The organism is Paenibacillus sp. MMS20-IR301 (assembly GCF_032302195.1).
Lineage (GTDB): Bacteria > Bacillota > Bacilli > Paenibacillales > Paenibacillaceae > Paenibacillus_AQ.
In genome coordinates this window covers 6,381,266-6,397,419 of the sequence record NZ_CP135275.1, presented here as the reverse complement: position 1 = coordinate 6,397,419, position 16,154 = coordinate 6,381,266, and the positions used below count along the sequence as shown (strand labels likewise).

Sequence of the window (16,154 nt, the reverse complement as noted above, 5' to 3'; positions counted from 1 at the left end):
ACCAGCGCACCAATTCTTTGGTGCAGATTCGCAATCACCATAACTTCCAAAGTCCAAAAAAGCGGCCGGGCCGCAAACGGGGAGTCCCCCGGGCCCAGCCGCTTTTTATTGTCATTATAACCTAAGTGCGATTGAACAAAACGAGAAGTGCAATAGTGTGAAAAACATTCGCAGTTTGCTTCCTGCTCACTATTTCACAATGATAAATTAAGCCTGGCCGTGGCAGTTCTTATACTTCTTGCCGCTGCCGCATGGGCAAGGATCGTTACGGCCGACAGTAGATTCAACATGCACCGGACGTTTCTCAGCAGGCTCAGCGTTCGTGGAGATCTTATCTTCTTCCACAACCGACTGGCGCTCCTGGTTTGCCTCGATGTGCGCCTTCATAATGTAAGTCGCAACCTCTTCCTGAATGTTCGCTGTCATCGCATTGAACATCTCGAAGCCTTCGAACTGGTATTCGCGAAGCGGATCGGTACCGCCGTAAGCACGAAGGTGAATCCCTTGACGCAGCTGATCCATCGCATCGATATGATCCATCCATTTGCTGTCTACGGAACGAAGAACAATTACCTTCTCGAATTCACGTACCAGCTCAGAGCCGAGACGTTCTTCACGCGCTGCATATTTCTCCAGTACACGGGCGAAGATGAATTCGATAATTTCTTCGATTTCCTTACCCCACAGATCATCGCGGGTCAGGGCGTCTTCCTCCAGCAATTTGCTGTTCACATAATCGGCTACTTCTTGCAGCTCCCAGTTCTCAGGGATGTCGTCACTGCAGTGGGCATTCACGACACGGTCAATCACCGGCTTGATCATCTCAACGACGATATCTTTGATATTGTCAGACTCCAGAATTTCGCGGCGCTGCTTATAGATAATCTCACGCTGCTGATTCATTACGTCATCGTACTGCAATACGACTTTGCGGATATCGAAGTTATTGCCTTCTACCCGCTTCTGGGCAGATTCAACAGCCTTGGTGATCATACGGCTCTCGATCGGCTGGTCTTCCTCGAATCCAAGACGGTCCATCATGTTCAGCACGTTGTCCGCACCGAAACGCTTCATCAGCTCATCCCCGAGTGACAGGTAGAACTGGGTAGAACCCGGGTCACCCTGACGTCCGGCACGTCCGCGCAGCTGGTTATCGATACGCCGTGATTCATGGCGCTCTGTACCAATGATATGCAGACCGCCAAGATCAGTCACGCCTTCGCCCAGTACAATATCCGTACCACGGCCGGCCATATTCGTAGCAATCGTTACGGTTCCCGGCTGACCAGCGTAAGAGATGATTTCCGCTTCAGCCGCATGATGCTTCGCATTCAGCACCTGGTGTCTGACACCTTTACGCTTCAGCATTTCCGATACACGTTCGGAATTCTCAATTGATACCGTACCTACAAGGACGGGCTGATTCTTTTTGTGGCGTTCCACAATTTCAGCTACTACCGCGTTGAACTTGCCGTTCTCGCTTTTGTAGACCACGTCCGGCATATCTTCACGCTGATTCGGTTTATTGGTAGGCACCTGGAGTACTTCCAGACCATAAATCTTCTTGAATTCTTCTTCTTCCGTCTTCGCAGTACCGGTCATTCCGCCAAGCTTACGGTACATCCGGAAGTAGTTCTGGAACGTAATTGTAGCGAGCGTCATGCTCTCATTCTGTACCTGAATCTCTTCCTTGGCTTCGATCGCCTGGTGCAGTCCGTCACTGTAACGGCGGCCCTGCATCAAACGTCCGGTGAACTCATCGACGATCATAACCTCATCATCATTCACCACATAATCAACATCACGGCGCATAATCGCGTTAGCCTTAAGGGCTTGTACGATATGATGATTCAGTGTTACATGACTGTGATCATACAGATTCTCTATGCCAAAAGCACGCTCAGCCGTAGCCACGCCCTTCTCGGTCAATGCAACCGACTTCACCTTGATATCCACAGTATAATCTTCTTCGGCTGTCAGCTTCTTCACGAAACGGTCTGCCGCATAGTACAGTTCTGTCGATTTCTCTGCTTGTCCGGAGATGATCAGCGGTGTACGCGCCTCATCAATCAGAATGGAGTCAACCTCATCAATGATACAGAAATACAGTGGACGCTGTACCATCTGTTCCTTGTAGAGCACCATGTTGTCACGCAGATAGTCGAATCCGAATTCATTGTTCGTGCCATACGTAATATCGCAGGCATATGCCGCTTGCTTATCATTATGGTCCATACCGTTGAGGTTAACCCCAACCGTCATGCCCAGAAAATTATAGATTTGTCCCATTTGTGCGCTGTCGCGCTGAGCCAAATAATCATTTACAGTGACTACATGCACGCCTTTACCCAAGAGAGCGTTCAGGTAGACCGGCAGCGTACCTACCAGCGTCTTACCTTCCCCTGTCTTCATCTCGGAGATCCGGCCTTCATGCAGTGCCATACCGCCAACCATCTGAACGTCAAAATGCCGCATGCCCAGCGTCCGTTTGGAAGCTTCGCGTACGGTTGCAAATGCCTCGGGAAGAATTTCTTCCAGGGTTTCGCCCTTCTCCAGACGGGCACGGAATTCTGCGGTCTTAGCCTGCAGCGCTTCATCCGACAGCGATACGAAATCCGGCTCCAGACCATTGATCACTTCAACCGTCTTCATGAGACGTTTGACATCTCGTTCATTAGTGTCCCCAAATATCTTCTTAACAAGTCCTAGCATGGTTAACCCCTTTCATGCAACACAGATGGTGGAACCGAGCCCATCCTCATAAATTGAAAGGGCCATATATGATTTCGATTCCGCTGCTTCATAAATTGTAACAGTTTGTAAGAGAAGCCGCAATACAAGCCGCCGCAACCTTATTCTGCAAAAAGTCTTTTCGAAGGTGAAGCAGAGATATTTCAGTACGATCCTTCTGTATATACGCACAAGAGCCCTATTCGCCTCGGGCGAATAGGGGCTCATCTAATTGTCCTTGTTAGGCTAAAACGTAAGCCCTTCCTTATTCCAGTGATTCCCGCTCAGCAGGTCAGTTCTGTTCGATCAAACCGTACTTGCCGTCATCACGTTTGTAAACAACACTTACTTCAGAAGTTTCAATGTTAGAGAACACGAAGAACGAGTGTCCGATCATGTTCATTTGCAGAATCGCTTCTTCCACATCCATAGGCTTCAAGGTAAAACGTTTATTCCGCACAACTTCAAGATCATCATAATCATGCTCCTGGTCCTCAACAGCTACAGCGCTAGCCGATCCCTCTACAAACAGGGTCTTCAAGCTGCCTTCCTGGCGGAACTTGCGATTAAGTTTGGTCTTGTGCTTACGGATTTGACGTTCCAGCTTGTCCACTACGGCATCAATGGATGCATACATATCATCACTGCGGTCTTCCGCACGAAGCGTGACACCTGCCAGCGGGATCGTAACTTCCACCGTATGAAGGCCGCGAACGACGCCAAGCGTCACATATCCTTCTGAGGTAGGGGGTGCTTCGAAATACTTCTCAAGTCTGCTGAGCTTCTTATCAACATAATCTCTCAAAGCGTCGGTCACTTCAATTTGTTGACCTCGAATGCTGAATTGCATGGGCACTCCTCCTTTGTTTACCTTTTCATTATAGCAAATTGTCAGGGCTAAGTAAAAAACAAATCATGACAGCCTTTACATTTAGCTAACAAAAGATGTCACAACCTGTTCAATAACAATAAATTGGTCCGGCAAGCGCATGGAACCGCCCGGCCGGACCAATTATTGCTGGTGTATTATCTCTCTTTCAAGCCCCGATTATGAGTCGTCCGCAACATAACTTTTTAAGATTTGGTGTGGATACGCAGCAGTTCTACAGGGGACCAGCTGCTGCCGGATCCGGTAATGAAATATACTTTGTAAGCTGTGTTCGCAGTCAGGCCGCTTAACGTCAATGTCCGCTGCACACCAGGCTGCACCGCAGGGGTAATCTCTCCTGTCCAAGGAGCCGCCAGCGGGGCCCCGGCACTATTCTGTCCAGCAGCAACCTGTGCTGCCGTCGGATCTGCTGCACTTGCCGGCAATACAAGATATCTTACCGGTGCCGCCGTGCCGCCAGCCTGACCATAGGCTACATAGACATCTGCCGTGACAGTTCCCATGTTCCCCGGCTTAACCAGGGTTACAGAGGTTGTAGTCGCTGGTGCTGTCTTCAAATTCAGAGTGGACACTCCCGACCAATTCCCGGAAGCATCTGTCAGAGCTATATAAGCTGTATATTCTGTATTAGCCTGCAATCCATACACGGAGAAGGCAACGGTGACATTCGCAACTGTTGCTGCTTTTCCGGAATGAACACCTGCTGTTCCTGCGCTATTCACACCATCACGTATCTGCAGGTAAGTCGGAACCGACGCACTGCTGCTATAAGGAGCCACTACATAATATACAGCTCCAGTTACAGAAGGCGTAAGATACACATCAGCGGTAACGGAACCGACATGTCCGTAAGTAACTCCGCTAACCGAAGGGGAGGTTGTACCACCGTTCCCTCCGCCCCCGGTACTGCCACCGCCAGCCGCCGGAGTCGGAGTAGCCGTTGGTGCAGGTGTTGCAGTCGGTGCAGGTGTTGCTGATGGAGTCGGTGTAGGAATTACTACTCCGCCATTGCCAGCAGGCTTATGCACAACCGAGTTGCTGATGATGCCTACCGCTTCAGCCCGGGTAAGCGACTTGCGCGGTCCAAAGGTGCCGTCCGGATAACCGTTAATAATCTTCTTCTGGGCAGCTGCCGCTACCGCTCCTTTAGCCCACGCTGCTACCTGCGCACTGTCTTTGAAAGAGAGTGCCGTAGTATTCGTGCTTAACTTAAGCACTTTGGCAGCAATGACTGCAGCTTCCTGCCGCGTGAGCGGGTTATTGGCCCGGAACGTATTATCTTCATACCCTCCGATATAGCCGGCACTCACAGCCTTGGCAACTTCACTGTAGACCCAATTTGTAGTTTTGACATCCTTGAAGGTAATGGAAGACGTTCCGGTGAACCCGAACAGACGATTGATCAGTGCTACATATTCTCCACGGGTAATCGCCTTGTTCGGCTTCACCGTACCGTCCGGATAACCGCCCAGATATCCCTTATCCAGCCAATTCTGCAGCTGGCTTTGCGCCCAGTGTCCCTGAATATCCTTCGGGGTGGCCGCTGCAGCTATACCCCCTAGTGATCCGAGCAACATTGAAATCCCAAGTACTCCGGTCATAAGACCACGCCACAATTTTTTCATTCTGCTGTTCATCCTCCTGAGTGTTTGATGGGCATAGGCTTCACTGCATGCCTTCTGATCAGAGTTCTTCTCGGAAGCATACGCCTAAGCTAATAAAGAGAGTGTATCGAGGCAAGAAAAAAGCCCAACGGTACCTATTACCCAGATATTGGAGAATGTTAACAGCAAAATAGAAACTTCGTTTACAAATCCTTTGAGAAAAGCATTAACTTCTCTCTAATTGCAACGGGTTTAATAAAATCAACGTAAAAAAGACCCTAGGAAAAATCCCAGGGTCTACGCTAGCGTAGTCTCAATTGCTAACCATCTACCATATATGTAGGTCGGCTTCGTGCCGGATGATTATAATTTGATAACGTTAGCTGCTTGTGGTCCGCGTGCACCTTCAACGATATCGAACTCTACGGATTGACCTTCATCCAATGTCTTGAAACCGTCAGTTTGAATCGCGGAGAAGTGTACGAATACGTCGCCACCGTCGGCAGTTTCGATGAAACCATAACCTTTTTCTGCGTTAAACCATTTTACTTTACCTTCCATTGACTAAACATTCCCTTCGTCATCAGATGAACGTGAGCCTTGCTCACAATTCGACTATACCACCGCTGCTTCTCTATTGTCAATTGGAATAGTAAATGATTACTTTCAATATTTTTCCATTCAAAAATCCACTATAAAAAAGCTCTATTTGTGATATTTAGTACAAAAAAGGAGCAGACGCTAATAAATACCCGCCCGCTCCCCAGCTGAAACATCTGGAATCTATTATTTTTTACGGTCCATCAAGATGCTGTCAGGAGTGTAGCCTGCCTCGTAGGCGTTGCGCTGGATTTTGGCTTGGCCGCGCTTTTGTAACCAGTCCTGGGCTTCCAGCCGATGGGCATTCATCCGGGCAATAATGGCCTGGTCATGTTCCATAATTCGACGAATTACATCCTTTTGTGCAGGGGTTGGCTGACATTTCTCGACCTCTTGCCCGATGTTATCGACAAGTTTCTGGCGTTGTTCTACGAAGGTTTCCAGCTCCTCCGGAGTAGCTAACATTAACCGGGAATATATAGTTTTAGTTAAATGTTCAAGCTCCTGCAGCAGATTATCCATGCTGGAGATCTTGCCCGGCTGTCATTTTAGAAGCCTGGGCGAAAGTCTGGCGGAGATCCATAAGGTACCCAATTGCTTCCTCTGCCTGCTCCTTAGACTTTTTAATATTGGATTCAATAAAGAGATGATTGATATATTCATACATTGAAGCAAGCCCCTTAGAGACCTCGTAAGAGTTATCCAATGTAGTTATAAGTTCATTAACTATAGTCTGTGCCTTACCCAAATTGGTGCTAACCTTATTAAAATCGGCTGAATCAATTCCTTCCAATGCCGCCTTACCAAAACGAATTGCTCCATCAAACATCATAAGTAGCAGCTGTGCCGGGCTTGAAGTCTGCACTGAGGACTGCCGATATTTATCGTAAGGAGATGTTATCATTCATAGTCACCCTTTGTAAAAAATTTATGATAGATAGCTTGAAAGGCTGCTAGACTGGCTGTTATATTTATTCATTGCTGTTTCCATTGCAGTGAACTTCTTATAATAATTAGTTTCCATATCTTCTAGACGATCCTGCAAAGCACTAATACGATTATTATAATCAGTTAATTTCTTTCCCATAGTACTATCCGATTTAAATGCGGTAGTTAAATCAACACTATACTTAGAGGTACCTGCTTTAGTAGATAATTTCTCAATCGCTGTAGTGATACTTGAAGTTAATTTATCATAAAGCCCATCAGTTCCATTGTTTGATCCCTGAAATAAAGAGGTTACCTTCTGTGGTTCATTTTGAAGTGCTTCCTTTAATTTTTCCTGATCAATATATAATTTCCCGTTTTCATAATACTCTCCGCTAGTGATACCAATCGCACTCAAATTGCCAAGTTTCTTTGTTATTTCAGAACGCATAGAAAGTAAAGTGGATTTCAGTATTTCGTCATTCTTTAGCATCCCGCTTTTTGCTTTTTTTTCCCAAGCTTCAATCTCACTTTCCTTCATTTCTTTCTTCTGCTCATCACTAAGTGGTGTGAAGTCAGGATAACGTTCTTCATTAACTCTAGCATTAAAATTAGCTATTAGTTCATTGTAACTATCCACAAAGCTTGTGATCGTCGATAGTGTTGTTGTGTAATCTGTTTCTGTAGTCACTGTAGCTGATGTAGCAGACTCAGCTAGAAGAGTAAATTGTACTCCGTTTAATTTGAAATTATTGCTTGAGAATTCCAGGTCTGTGCCAGTTGCACTCCCATTTGCCTTTACATTTACTTTCGCTACTTGATACGGCGTGGACTTAACTGCTCCTGAACCAAAGAGCTGAAGAAAGTTATCTTCACTACCCAACTCGACTTTACCCGTGGAACTAAAAGCAGTGGAAGTGATGCTGAATTTACCCGTCACTTCATCGAACTTAGCCTTAACATTTGCTCCATCAATTTTATTAATAGAAGTTATAGCATCAGCTATTGTAGTAGTACTATCTAATTTAATCGTTGTCTTACCATTTACAGTTATTGAATATTTTCCATCAGATGATGCTGTGACATTATTAAATGCTCTTAGGTCCTCTAGCGTCGAGTTTGAGGTGATTCGTTTGCCATCCTTGGTGACCATCATTCCAGCAGTTTCTTTAGCTGCTGCTTTTGCTAATTGAGTAACTGTAATCTCCATGCTCGTACCGTTTGCATCAGCTGTAGCCTCAGCTTTAAGCGCTGCAGTATTGCCCGTCACTGTCGCCTTTTGCGAATTCATTTGAGCAGAATTATCAAATTTGGCTAATTTATTATTCTTATAATCAACCAACTTACTGTTTACCTCGCGATAATTGTCTCTTTGCCACTGTAAAATTTGTTTCTGTTGATTCAACTTATCTAAGGGGACCCGCTTAGCTGTCATCATTTGGCTGACTATGCTATCAACATCAAGTCCTGAAGCGAGTCCACTAATCCTCAAAGTCATATTTTTTCCCCCTTATTAATCAGACTCTCTCATCTACAATTATACCTGCGATTTGCATCATATTCGCTACCAAATCCAGAGTTTTCTCCGGAGGGACTTCCCTAATAAGCTCGCCAGTTTCTTTATTTAATATTTTAACCATTATTGTTTTTGTTTCCTTGTGCATGCTTACTTCTAATGTAGTAGAAGGTCCTTCTAAGGCTTTTAACGCCCGATCAAGCGCCTTAACCACCTGTTCTTCTCCTAATGAAATAGGAACACCTTGGTTCTCCATCTTTTTTAGTTCTTCACTACTACTGACTTGATTGATTGTAGAACCACCTGTTTTCACAATATTCTGTTCGTTCCTACTCCCGGTTTCTGTAGGTTTAGCACTATAACTCCCTGCTCCTGATAATCGAACATCCATCGCGGAACCCTCCGTCACTGGTCATTGTATATACTATGTATCGGAATTTGTTGTCAAGCAGATTATAGATAATACAAAAATAAAGTTAATTAGTAGGGTAAGACGAAGGATTACTCCCTCCGACTCCCATTAAACCGTGCATACGGATTTCCAGCACACGGCTTTCCTTCATCAGTTCCCCATCTTCAGGAGTGAGTTTCCTTCACCCGTCGCCGAACAGCCTACGTGTTGCATTTCGGATTTTATCCTTATATTTCTTCACTTTCACGTCCAGCTAAATCACATCCTCGTTTCTGAAGTCAAACCCCAGAAAATAAAATCCCTCATCGAAATCCGCAACCTTTGTTTTCTTCGGGTGCATCCGCATATCTAACTACAGCGAATCCCTGCTCCTTCATTTCCCAGTCAAACGTATTCAGATAAATGTTCGCCAGCAGTGGCGAGATCACTCCGCCCTGTGGAGACCCGATTTCCGTTTCATGGAACTGATCATCTTCCATGATTCCCGCCGTTAGCCATCCGCGAATGAGCGTCAGTACCTTTCCGTCGGAGATCCTCTCTTGCACTTTCTCCATGAGCCCTCCGTGGGGGATTTCATCGAAGAACGATACAATATTTAGGTCTACTACATGTTCATATCCATTACGTTTGGCCCGCCCGATGGTCCGTATGGCTTGATGCGCCGAGTATCCTGCTCGAAAACCACAGCTATAATAATAAAAATCTTCTTCGAAAATGGGTTCAATAATTTGACGTACGGCTTGTTGACATATGCGATCTTGGACTGTGAGAATGCCTGGCGGTCTTAACTTCCCATTTTCCTTCTCGATATAATGCCGCCTTACCGGATCGGGGACGTAACGGCCCTGCTGCAATAACCTTTGGAGTTCCCTTAGGTTCGTGCTCACATTCTTCTCGTACATCCCAACGATAACGCCACTTCCTTGATTCCACTTCACCGTTAACCATGCTTCGTGCAGAATATTTATTTGGTAAACTTTATAAATTAAGGAATAGTAACGTCTTTTCAGTTTCATTGGTGTTTCACCACCTTTACCGCTACTCACCAAGCTGGTCTTGTTTCCGTTACAGATATCGATTCCTTGCTTGTTCCATTCCGGCAACTGCGTGTTAGAAAAAAAACTTTCAATCGCTCCTGCTACCCTGGATGTACTCAGGTCGCCAGTTTGCCTCATCCTCAAGCGATCTTTCGCTCTCGGCAGGACGTACCCACTCGGTCAAACCCTCGCTGATTTACGGCGCTTACGACATCCACTCACGAACCCTCACAGTCTTTGACGAAGCACGTCCCCTTCGCCTCTGTCTCTCCTCTTTTGGAGTGAGAGCAGGGTATGCGACACCACTTTTTTTTCTTGGCTCACTTGCCTCTAAAAAAAAATCTTAGGCGCATACTCATCCGGGTTTTCTCCTCCGGTCTGTTACCAGCTTTCATCGGCCCGGATCCACTCACTACTACGAAACGATCCGCCATCTCGCAGCCCTTCGGCTTGGCTTTCCCTCTCGGTTATACCTCCCTTACCTTGTCCGCGTTTGCGCCAAGGAGACTACGAGACTCCCCTCAGTTATCTGCACCTCCTATTCCGTCCATCCTGACCCTAATCACGTCGATGAGTCTTACAGGTCATTTCCCTATTGTTTGTTTTCCTGTAAGCTATACCTTCTGGTACAGGTTTCCCCGTTTTTACGGCGGGTCACCCAGCATCACCGCCACCTCTGGTTCACTGCATTCCGGGCTGGACTTTGCCTGCAGGCCCTTCAAATTCTTCCTCACGGAAGACACCCTGCCCATCCGGCAACCGAAGGTTACCGGATGTCTACTTCGGCTACGGTACTTAAAAGGGTAAAGTTACCGGGTGGATTTGAACCACCTAGATGGTGTGACTGTGAGGCGCATGTAAAAAAGAACCCTGAAATAACAGGGTTCTTGATAATCAGAAAATTATTAAAATTGAAGAAATTAACGAAGCAATTGAAGAACTCCTTGTGGCTGTTGGTTAGCTTGAGCCAACATAGCTTGAGAAGCCTGTGCCAGAATCGAGTTTTTAGTCTGCTCCATCATTTCTTTCGCCATATCAACATCACGGATACGGGATTCTGCAGCAGTTAAGTTCTCGGAAGAAGTATTCAGGTTGTTAATTGTGTGCTCCAAACGGTTTTGGTATGCACCCAGTTTAGAACGTTCTGAAGATACTGTTGTGATAGCTTTATCGATATTAGTAATTGCACTATTAGCTGCCCCTTGCGAGGAAACATCGATACCTTTCTGAACCGTAGCCTGACCCGAAACATTCCCGTTAGCATCAATTGTTGCAGAAGTAGAGGCTTGTTTTGTCTGGGTCAATGCAGGAGTTCCTGCTGCCAATGCAGAGAATGTAAAATCAACATTAGCTGTGCGTCCAGTGGAAGCATCACCCACAGTTACACCAGTTTGATTGCTACGAACGGTTACAGAAGAACCAATACTACCTGCAGTATTACCCAAAGTAAGAACTGCTGTTGCAGCCTTTACCGCTACTGAACCTTGGTTACCAACACCGTTTGCAGCATTATCAGCAATTTGAATACTTACACCTTCTCCAAGATCAAATGCACCAGCTGCTACCGAAGCAGTCGCCCAAGTTGTTCCTCCATCTTTTGAGTAGCTTACCGATGTAACGTCACCAGTAGCCGGAGTTCCAATACTGGCAATTTTATATTGAACCGTGAAATCTGCAGATCCAGTGTAGGCAGAACCAGTAGTAGTAACAGCGCCTGTAATATTCCCAGCTGCTGCTGTGTAGCTAGCTGCAGTTACACCAGATACTGTAACTCTAGCACCTGCTCCAAGATCAGATGTGACACCAGTAACACCAGTTACTCCAGAACCAGCAGTCAAAGTAGTGCTGATAACATCACCAGAAACTCCAAGTGACTTGGCATCCATAGCACTAACGCTCAAAGAAAGATTCTGGTTTGCATTTGCACCAATTTGATAAGTGTTCTTCAAACCACCAGCAAGCAAATTCTGAGTATTGAATTCAGTTGTATTGGAGATACGAGTAATTTCTTTAGCCAACTCGTCTACTTCTTGTTGAATCTTTTTGCGGTCATCAGCAGTATTAGTATCTGTACCAGATTGAACAGCCAGTTCACGAACGCGTTGGAGAATTGAATGTGTTTCGTTCAATGCACCTTCAGCAGTTTGAATCAAAGAAATTGCGTCTTGTCCGTTACGGCTTGCTTGATCCAAACCGCGAATTTGTCCACGCATTTTTTCAGAAATTGCCAAACCAGCTGCATCGTCGCCTGCACGGTTGATACGAAGACCCGAAGACAGTTTCTCGATGTTCTTGCTCTGGTTAGCTGTGTTAGTGCTCAATTGACGATGAGTATTCAATGCTGTTACGTTGTGATTGATAATCATTGTGTATTTCCTCCCTGAAAATAAGTTATTCCACATCCATGTGGTGAACGCTGCCGTTAAGGTCGGCCGCCCCTCCGGTCAACGTCTAATATATATATCGACTCTTCAGCTAATTTTTTTATAGCAAATATTATGAATTCATAAATTTATTTTTGTTTACGCAGCCGCTCCATAAGAGCATCAAGATTTGTAGGTGCGGGTGCAGCAGATTCCTTATTAGCTTCTTTTATAGAAATATATACTTCTTCCCTGAAGATATCGACATGTTTCGGAGCGTTTATGCCTACTTTCACTACATCCCCTTCTACACTCAAAATGGTGATTTCGATATTATCCTGTACAATAATCGATTCGCCCTTTTTACGGGTAAGAACAAGCATATTATTCACCACCTTTTTCATAATAATTTTGGGAAGCACTCCATAAGCCATGTCTTGCTTGGTAGTTTGACTTATGAAGTACAACCTGCTTCCCTGAACGCTTAACGGGATTAAGTACAATCGGTGCTAGTAAATTAACAGTCGAGCTCTCCAATTCTTCTTTGATCGTGACTATACAGAGTACATTTACCTGGTCCACAATCTCCAGTTCTTCTTTGTCAGCTTCCGATAGCTCAAATTCATAAGAAGAGTAGAAAACGAAGGGATCACTCAATAAAAAAGATACACTTTGATTTCGAAGAGATTGTAAATAGCTAAACGGTCCGTCTTCTACCGTAATTAATGCAAAATCAACTTCTTCTTCAAAACCTGGAATCCCCTTGGAAAAATGATAAATCTGTTCATCTTTAATATTCAGCGTCCCCCAAGTTAATGTTTTTATATTCATTCTGTAAACACTCCTTATTCATAGTCTAATAAAAAAGCTATAGACATTTGGTCATGATCAACCGAATCTATAGCCTGTAATAATATTTACATTTGAATATCAATCTCCGGTGGAATAAAACTTATGGATGGCTTTTGCCTCAGATAAATATCCACGCTTGACGGTGTATAGTTAATTTCGGGATCGTGGGCCTTCACTTGAATGTTGACTTCAGCTTTACGATATTCTATTTTGGGTGGAACAGCCTTGACATCTATTCGTACGTTATCGACGGATGCCGGTCCACGAATCTCGGGGTAGGAAACAGGCTGCCAATCCTCACCGTAAACCTCCGCTATACTATTTCCTGGTTTTTGAAAATTAGCCATCCGTTCGCCCTGCTCCATACGCTTTGCAATGCCTTGAAGCCATAACTGCTCGACACCCGAATAGATACGCTGGCTCATCTCGTGGTAAGTTCCACCGGTGTATGCAGCCCTGGCCTGAGACTGATCAATTGTCATCTCAGGAGGAGACTGATGAATTTCTAATTGCCCAGGAGTTGTAGTAATTTGCATGTCCATTCTGGGCTGAACGATAGACAAGCTACCAGGAGTAGTCTCAATTCCAATTAAAGCTTTAGTCTGCCGTATTTGAACTATTGGTATCATAAGTCTCCCCCTATCTTATGAAATCTACAAGGGTAGACTGGATAATCTTAGAGCCTACAGAAAGTGAAGCATTATATATATTCTCTTGAATTTTGGACTGCATTAACATCTCCGCATAATCACCGTCTTCAGTTTTCGACTGCAAATCCGTCAAGTTCACTTCCATATCGCTTAATCTATTCTTCATTAGCTCAATACGGTTGGTTTTCGCTCCGACATCCGCCTGTACAGTTAACATTTTGTTGATACGACTGTCAATATTGCCCAATTGACTGGAGATCTCAGCAGTATCTCCTGAAGCTAGAGCAGCCGAAATCTTATCAATAACAGCAAAGATATTATCTGCTTCGTCTCCACCAAATACATCATTTCCTGTAATATTGATTGGAAGCTGAACACTGTCACCTACAGAATAATTCAATAGCCCTTTATCCGTAACAATAGAAGCTGCACCAGATGTGTCAGGAGTTCCGTCTGTTCCTGTAGCAAATTTATATGGTTGCACATCGTATTGCTGTCCATTAAATATATATTTCCCCTTGAACTGACTATTAGAAATATCAATAAGCTGCTCCTTGAGTTGCTTCACCTCTGCATTGATACTATCAAGCGCTTCTTGCGGGTTAGATCCACTGGCTCCTTTTACGGAGAGCTCACGAAGTCGTTGAATTACGTCTCCGGTCTGAGTCAATACTGTATCATTAAATTCTAACCATGATGTAGCATCATCTACATTCTCTTGGTATTGCTCATTCGCGGACAAATCTGCACGATAGCGGAGAGAATAAGTTATGCCTACAGGATCATCTGAAGGCTTATTTAGTTTGCGTCCAGTTGCTAACTGCAACTGTGTATCGTTCATAGTACGAGCATTTCGATTCAAGTTAAGCAGTAGCTGTGAATTCATCATATTGGAGGTTACACGTAACATTTTAAAGCCTCCCTTCTTATCTACCTACAGTGCCAGTAGAGTTGATTAATTTATCAAGCATCTCATCATATGTCGTCATAAACCGCGCAGCAGCACTATATGCATGTTGAAAAACAAGCATATTCGACATTTCTTCATCTAGAGATACACCACTAACTGATTGTCGACGAGCATTCACCTGTTCTACAAGGTAGTTAGAGTTTTCAGTCTGACGCGTTGCTTCCTGTGATTGAATACCTAATTGTCCTACCATTGACTTGTAAAATGAACTCGCAGTCGCCTTAATTCCAGTAGTTGGTGATGTGAATATTCCTATTTGCTGATTGGCTAATAAAAGCGCTAAGGTATTATTTCCTTTAACAACTGATTCAGAACTACCTGTCCCTGTTGTGCGAAGGGAGGTAGCTAATAAATTGGTGTCAGCAGCAATCTCAGTATTAAATGTGATATTACTAGCTGTAATTGTATTTCCATCACCCGTTATTGTAAACAGTGGTTTGCCAGTGTTGAGTGTTCCGTCCATTGTGTATCCCAACTGATGGAGTCCATTCAAACCTTTTACGGTTGTTTTCACGTCAGCACTTATAGTTGCTCCTCTAGGAAGTGCTGTACCAGCGGTAACAGTAGTTGTAGAACCATCTGTTCTCGTAACAGTAGCATCATTAGTTAAAATTGTACCTTCAGGAAGAATAGAGCCTTTAGGAATGGTAATATCCATATCACCACTAGCAATGGTATTTGCAATGTTATCAAGCTGCTTCTTATAGTCAGCAACATATTTCTGACTAGATGAAATCATTCCGTATACTTCGCCTGAATTTAGATCCCCTGATGCAAATGCCGTATTGAGGAATGCACTGTCCACAGTAGCGGCTACAGTAGCTCCTTGAACAAGCTGCTGGCTACCCATTGAAATGTTATAACCATATTCAGTATCTACTACACTGACATTAGCAATCTTAGAGAGCTTATCGGTCAGGAGATCACGTTGATCCCTTAAGTCATTGGCTTTGTCACCCATGCTCTCAATTTTAAAGATCGATGAGTTTAAATCTGCAATAGAAGACAAGTAACCTTGCACTTCAGTACCCTTAACAGCCACGTTAGAGGCTAAATCTGTGTCCAGGTTTTTAAGTTGCTTACTCATATAATTAAGTGCATCTGTTAAAGCTTGAGCAGTTTGAACAACAATTTTCCGGGTCGTACTATCCTCCGGATTCTTGCTTAAATCCGACCAGGATTTCCAAAAATTATCAAGAACTGTGCTTATACCTGTATCCGATGGTTCTTGAAAAATCGCCTCAAGCTTATCCAGCGTATCCGACTGGATCGTCCAAGCTCCAAGCGAAGAGTTCTCGCTCCGATATTGATCATCCAGAAAGGTCTCACGAATACGGTCAATTGAGCCGAACTCCACACCTGTTCCCAGCTGTCCTGGCACTGTAGAGTTACTGAGTCCATAAGCTTCAATAGGAATAGATGCCCGCATGTTCACACGCTGTCGGGTGTAGCCTTCCGTATTGGCGTTGGCGATGTTGTGGCCGGTTGTGTTGAGCGCAGCTGTCTGAGTAAACAGGCTTCGTCTTGCTGTCTCTATGGAATGAAATGTCGATGTCATGCTACTTGTTCCTCCCTTATGATTGCTGCGGCGAACGGGGAATTAC

At 44.7% G+C, this 16,154-nt stretch carries 15 protein-coding genes; all 15 read right to left on the bottom strand.

Translation table 11 applies throughout. The features are described 5' to 3' along the window. Nucleotides 1-207: 207 nt before the first annotated feature. The 15 genes from secA to flgK all read right to left on the bottom strand — a co-directional run bounded on the left by secA (nucleotide 208) and on the right by flgK (nucleotide 16,108). Nucleotides 208-2,712, bottom strand: a complete 2,505-nt coding sequence (secA, locus tag LOS79_RS27410; RefSeq protein WP_315413864.1) for a preprotein translocase subunit SecA — start codon at nucleotides 2,710-2,712, stop codon at nucleotides 208-210. Between the two features lie 310 nt (nucleotides 2,713-3,022). Further along, nucleotides 3,023-3,580 carry a ribosome hibernation-promoting factor, HPF/YfiA family gene (gene hpf, locus LOS79_RS27405; protein WP_315413862.1) on the bottom strand — a complete coding sequence of 186 codons (558 nt, stop codon included), beginning with the start codon at nucleotides 3,578-3,580 and terminating at the stop codon, nucleotides 3,023-3,025. Between the two features lie 224 nt (nucleotides 3,581-3,804). Continuing rightward, nucleotides 3,805-5,244, bottom strand: coding sequence for an S-layer homology domain-containing protein (locus tag LOS79_RS27400; protein ID WP_315413860.1), 1,440 nt, complete (start codon nucleotides 5,242-5,244; stop codon nucleotides 3,805-3,807). 342 nt (nucleotides 5,245-5,586) lie between these two features. Continuing rightward, entirely contained in the window at nucleotides 5,587-5,784 is a 198-nt protein-coding gene (locus LOS79_RS27395; RefSeq protein WP_019915069.1) for a cold shock domain-containing protein, read from the bottom strand. Nucleotides 5,785-6,009: 225 nt separating this feature from the next. Further along, entirely contained in the window at nucleotides 6,010-6,345 is a 336-nt protein-coding gene (locus tag LOS79_RS27390; protein ID WP_315413835.1) for a flagellar protein FliT, read from the bottom strand. Further along, nucleotides 6,338-6,727, bottom strand: coding sequence for a flagellar export chaperone FliS (gene fliS, locus LOS79_RS27385; protein ID WP_315413834.1), 390 nt, complete (start codon nucleotides 6,725-6,727; stop codon nucleotides 6,338-6,340). The genes LOS79_RS27390 and fliS overlap by 8 nt, the downstream gene beginning before the upstream one ends. A gap of 24 nt (nucleotides 6,728-6,751) precedes the next feature. Continuing rightward, the gene (fliD, locus tag LOS79_RS27380; RefSeq protein WP_315413832.1) at nucleotides 6,752-8,248 is read right to left on the bottom strand and encodes a flagellar filament capping protein FliD; all 1,497 of its coding nucleotides are present in this window, start codon (nucleotides 8,246-8,248) and stop codon (nucleotides 6,752-6,754) included. A 19-nt stretch (nucleotides 8,249-8,267) separates the two neighbouring features. Beyond that, nucleotides 8,268-8,657: a flagellar protein FlaG gene (locus LOS79_RS27375; protein ID WP_315413831.1), complete on the bottom strand. Its 390-nt coding sequence runs from the start codon at nucleotides 8,655-8,657 to the stop codon at nucleotides 8,268-8,270. 323 nt (nucleotides 8,658-8,980) lie between these two features. Next, nucleotides 8,981-9,694 carry a reverse transcriptase domain-containing protein gene (locus LOS79_RS27370; RefSeq protein WP_315413830.1) on the bottom strand — a complete coding sequence of 238 codons (714 nt, stop codon included), beginning with the start codon at nucleotides 9,692-9,694 and terminating at the stop codon, nucleotides 8,981-8,983. A 941-nt stretch (nucleotides 9,695-10,635) separates the two neighbouring features. After that, a complete protein-coding gene (locus LOS79_RS27365) occupies nucleotides 10,636-12,081 on the bottom strand; it encodes a flagellin N-terminal helical domain-containing protein (RefSeq protein WP_315413829.1) in 1,446 nt (481 codons plus the stop codon). A gap of 146 nt (nucleotides 12,082-12,227) precedes the next feature. Continuing rightward, complete coding sequence (gene csrA / locus LOS79_RS27360; protein ID WP_315422480.1) at nucleotides 12,228-12,461, bottom strand: carbon storage regulator CsrA; 234 nt, start codon at nucleotides 12,459-12,461, stop codon at nucleotides 12,228-12,230. Between the two features lies 1 nt (nucleotide 12,462). Beyond that, a complete protein-coding gene (gene fliW / locus LOS79_RS27355) occupies nucleotides 12,463-12,909 on the bottom strand; it encodes a flagellar assembly protein FliW (protein WP_315413828.1) in 447 nt (148 codons plus the stop codon). Between the two features lie 86 nt (nucleotides 12,910-12,995). Next, the gene (locus LOS79_RS27350) at nucleotides 12,996-13,559 is read right to left on the bottom strand and encodes a DUF6470 family protein (RefSeq protein WP_315413827.1); all 564 of its coding nucleotides are present in this window, start codon (nucleotides 13,557-13,559) and stop codon (nucleotides 12,996-12,998) included. A gap of 10 nt (nucleotides 13,560-13,569) precedes the next feature. Then, on the bottom strand, nucleotides 13,570-14,490 hold the full coding sequence (gene flgL, locus LOS79_RS27345; RefSeq protein WP_315413826.1) for a flagellar hook-associated protein FlgL: 921 nt from the start codon (nucleotides 14,488-14,490) through the stop codon (nucleotides 13,570-13,572). A 16-nt stretch (nucleotides 14,491-14,506) separates the two neighbouring features. Then, on the bottom strand, nucleotides 14,507-16,108 hold the full coding sequence (flgK, locus tag LOS79_RS27340; protein WP_315413825.1) for a flagellar hook-associated protein FlgK: 1,602 nt from the start codon (nucleotides 16,106-16,108) through the stop codon (nucleotides 14,507-14,509). Between the last annotated feature and the right edge of the window lie 46 nt (nucleotides 16,109-16,154).

Excerpts from the sequence above, each read along its gene's own strand:
- LOS79_RS27400 (WP_315413860.1), bottom strand. The coding sequence starts at position 5,244 with ATGAAAAAATTGTGGCGTGGTCTTATGACCGGAGTACTTGGGATTTCA.
- fliS (WP_315413834.1), bottom strand. The coding sequence starts at position 6,727 with ATGATAACATCTCCTTACGATAAATATCGGCAGTCCTCAGTGCAGACT.
- LOS79_RS27365 (WP_315413829.1), bottom strand. The coding sequence starts at position 12,081 with ATGATTATCAATCACAACGTAACAGCATTGAATACTCATCGTCAATTG.
- flgL (WP_315413826.1), bottom strand. The coding sequence starts at position 14,490 with ATGTTACGTGTAACCTCCAATATGATGAATTCACAGCTACTGCTTAAC.
- fliW (WP_315413828.1), bottom strand. The coding sequence starts at position 12,909 with ATGAATATAAAAACATTAACTTGGGGGACGCTGAATATTAAAGATGAA.
- csrA (WP_315422480.1), bottom strand. The coding sequence starts at position 12,461 with ATGCTTGTTCTTACCCGTAAAAAGGGCGAATCGATTATTGTACAGGAT.
- LOS79_RS27370 (WP_315413830.1), bottom strand. The coding sequence starts at position 9,694 with ATGAAACTGAAAAGACGTTACTATTCCTTAATTTATAAAGTTTACCAA.
- LOS79_RS27350 (WP_315413827.1), bottom strand. The coding sequence starts at position 13,559 with ATGATACCAATAGTTCAAATACGGCAGACTAAAGCTTTAATTGGAATT.
- fliD (WP_315413832.1), bottom strand. The coding sequence starts at position 8,248 with ATGACTTTGAGGATTAGTGGACTCGCTTCAGGACTTGATGTTGATAGC.
- LOS79_RS27395 (WP_019915069.1), bottom strand. The coding sequence starts at position 5,784 with ATGGAAGGTAAAGTAAAATGGTTTAACGCAGAAAAAGGTTATGGTTTC.
- LOS79_RS27390 (WP_315413835.1), bottom strand. The coding sequence starts at position 6,345 with ATGGATAATCTGCTGCAGGAGCTTGAACATTTAACTAAAACTATATAT.
- LOS79_RS27375 (WP_315413831.1), bottom strand. The coding sequence starts at position 8,657 with ATGGATGTTCGATTATCAGGAGCAGGGAGTTATAGTGCTAAACCTACA.
- flgK (WP_315413825.1), bottom strand. The coding sequence starts at position 16,108 with ATGACATCGACATTTCATTCCATAGAGACAGCAAGACGAAGCCTGTTT.
- secA (WP_315413864.1), bottom strand. The coding sequence starts at position 2,712 with ATGCTAGGACTTGTTAAGAAGATATTTGGGGACACTAATGAACGAGAT.
- hpf (WP_315413862.1), bottom strand. The coding sequence starts at position 3,580 with ATGCAATTCAGCATTCGAGGTCAACAAATTGAAGTGACCGACGCTTTG.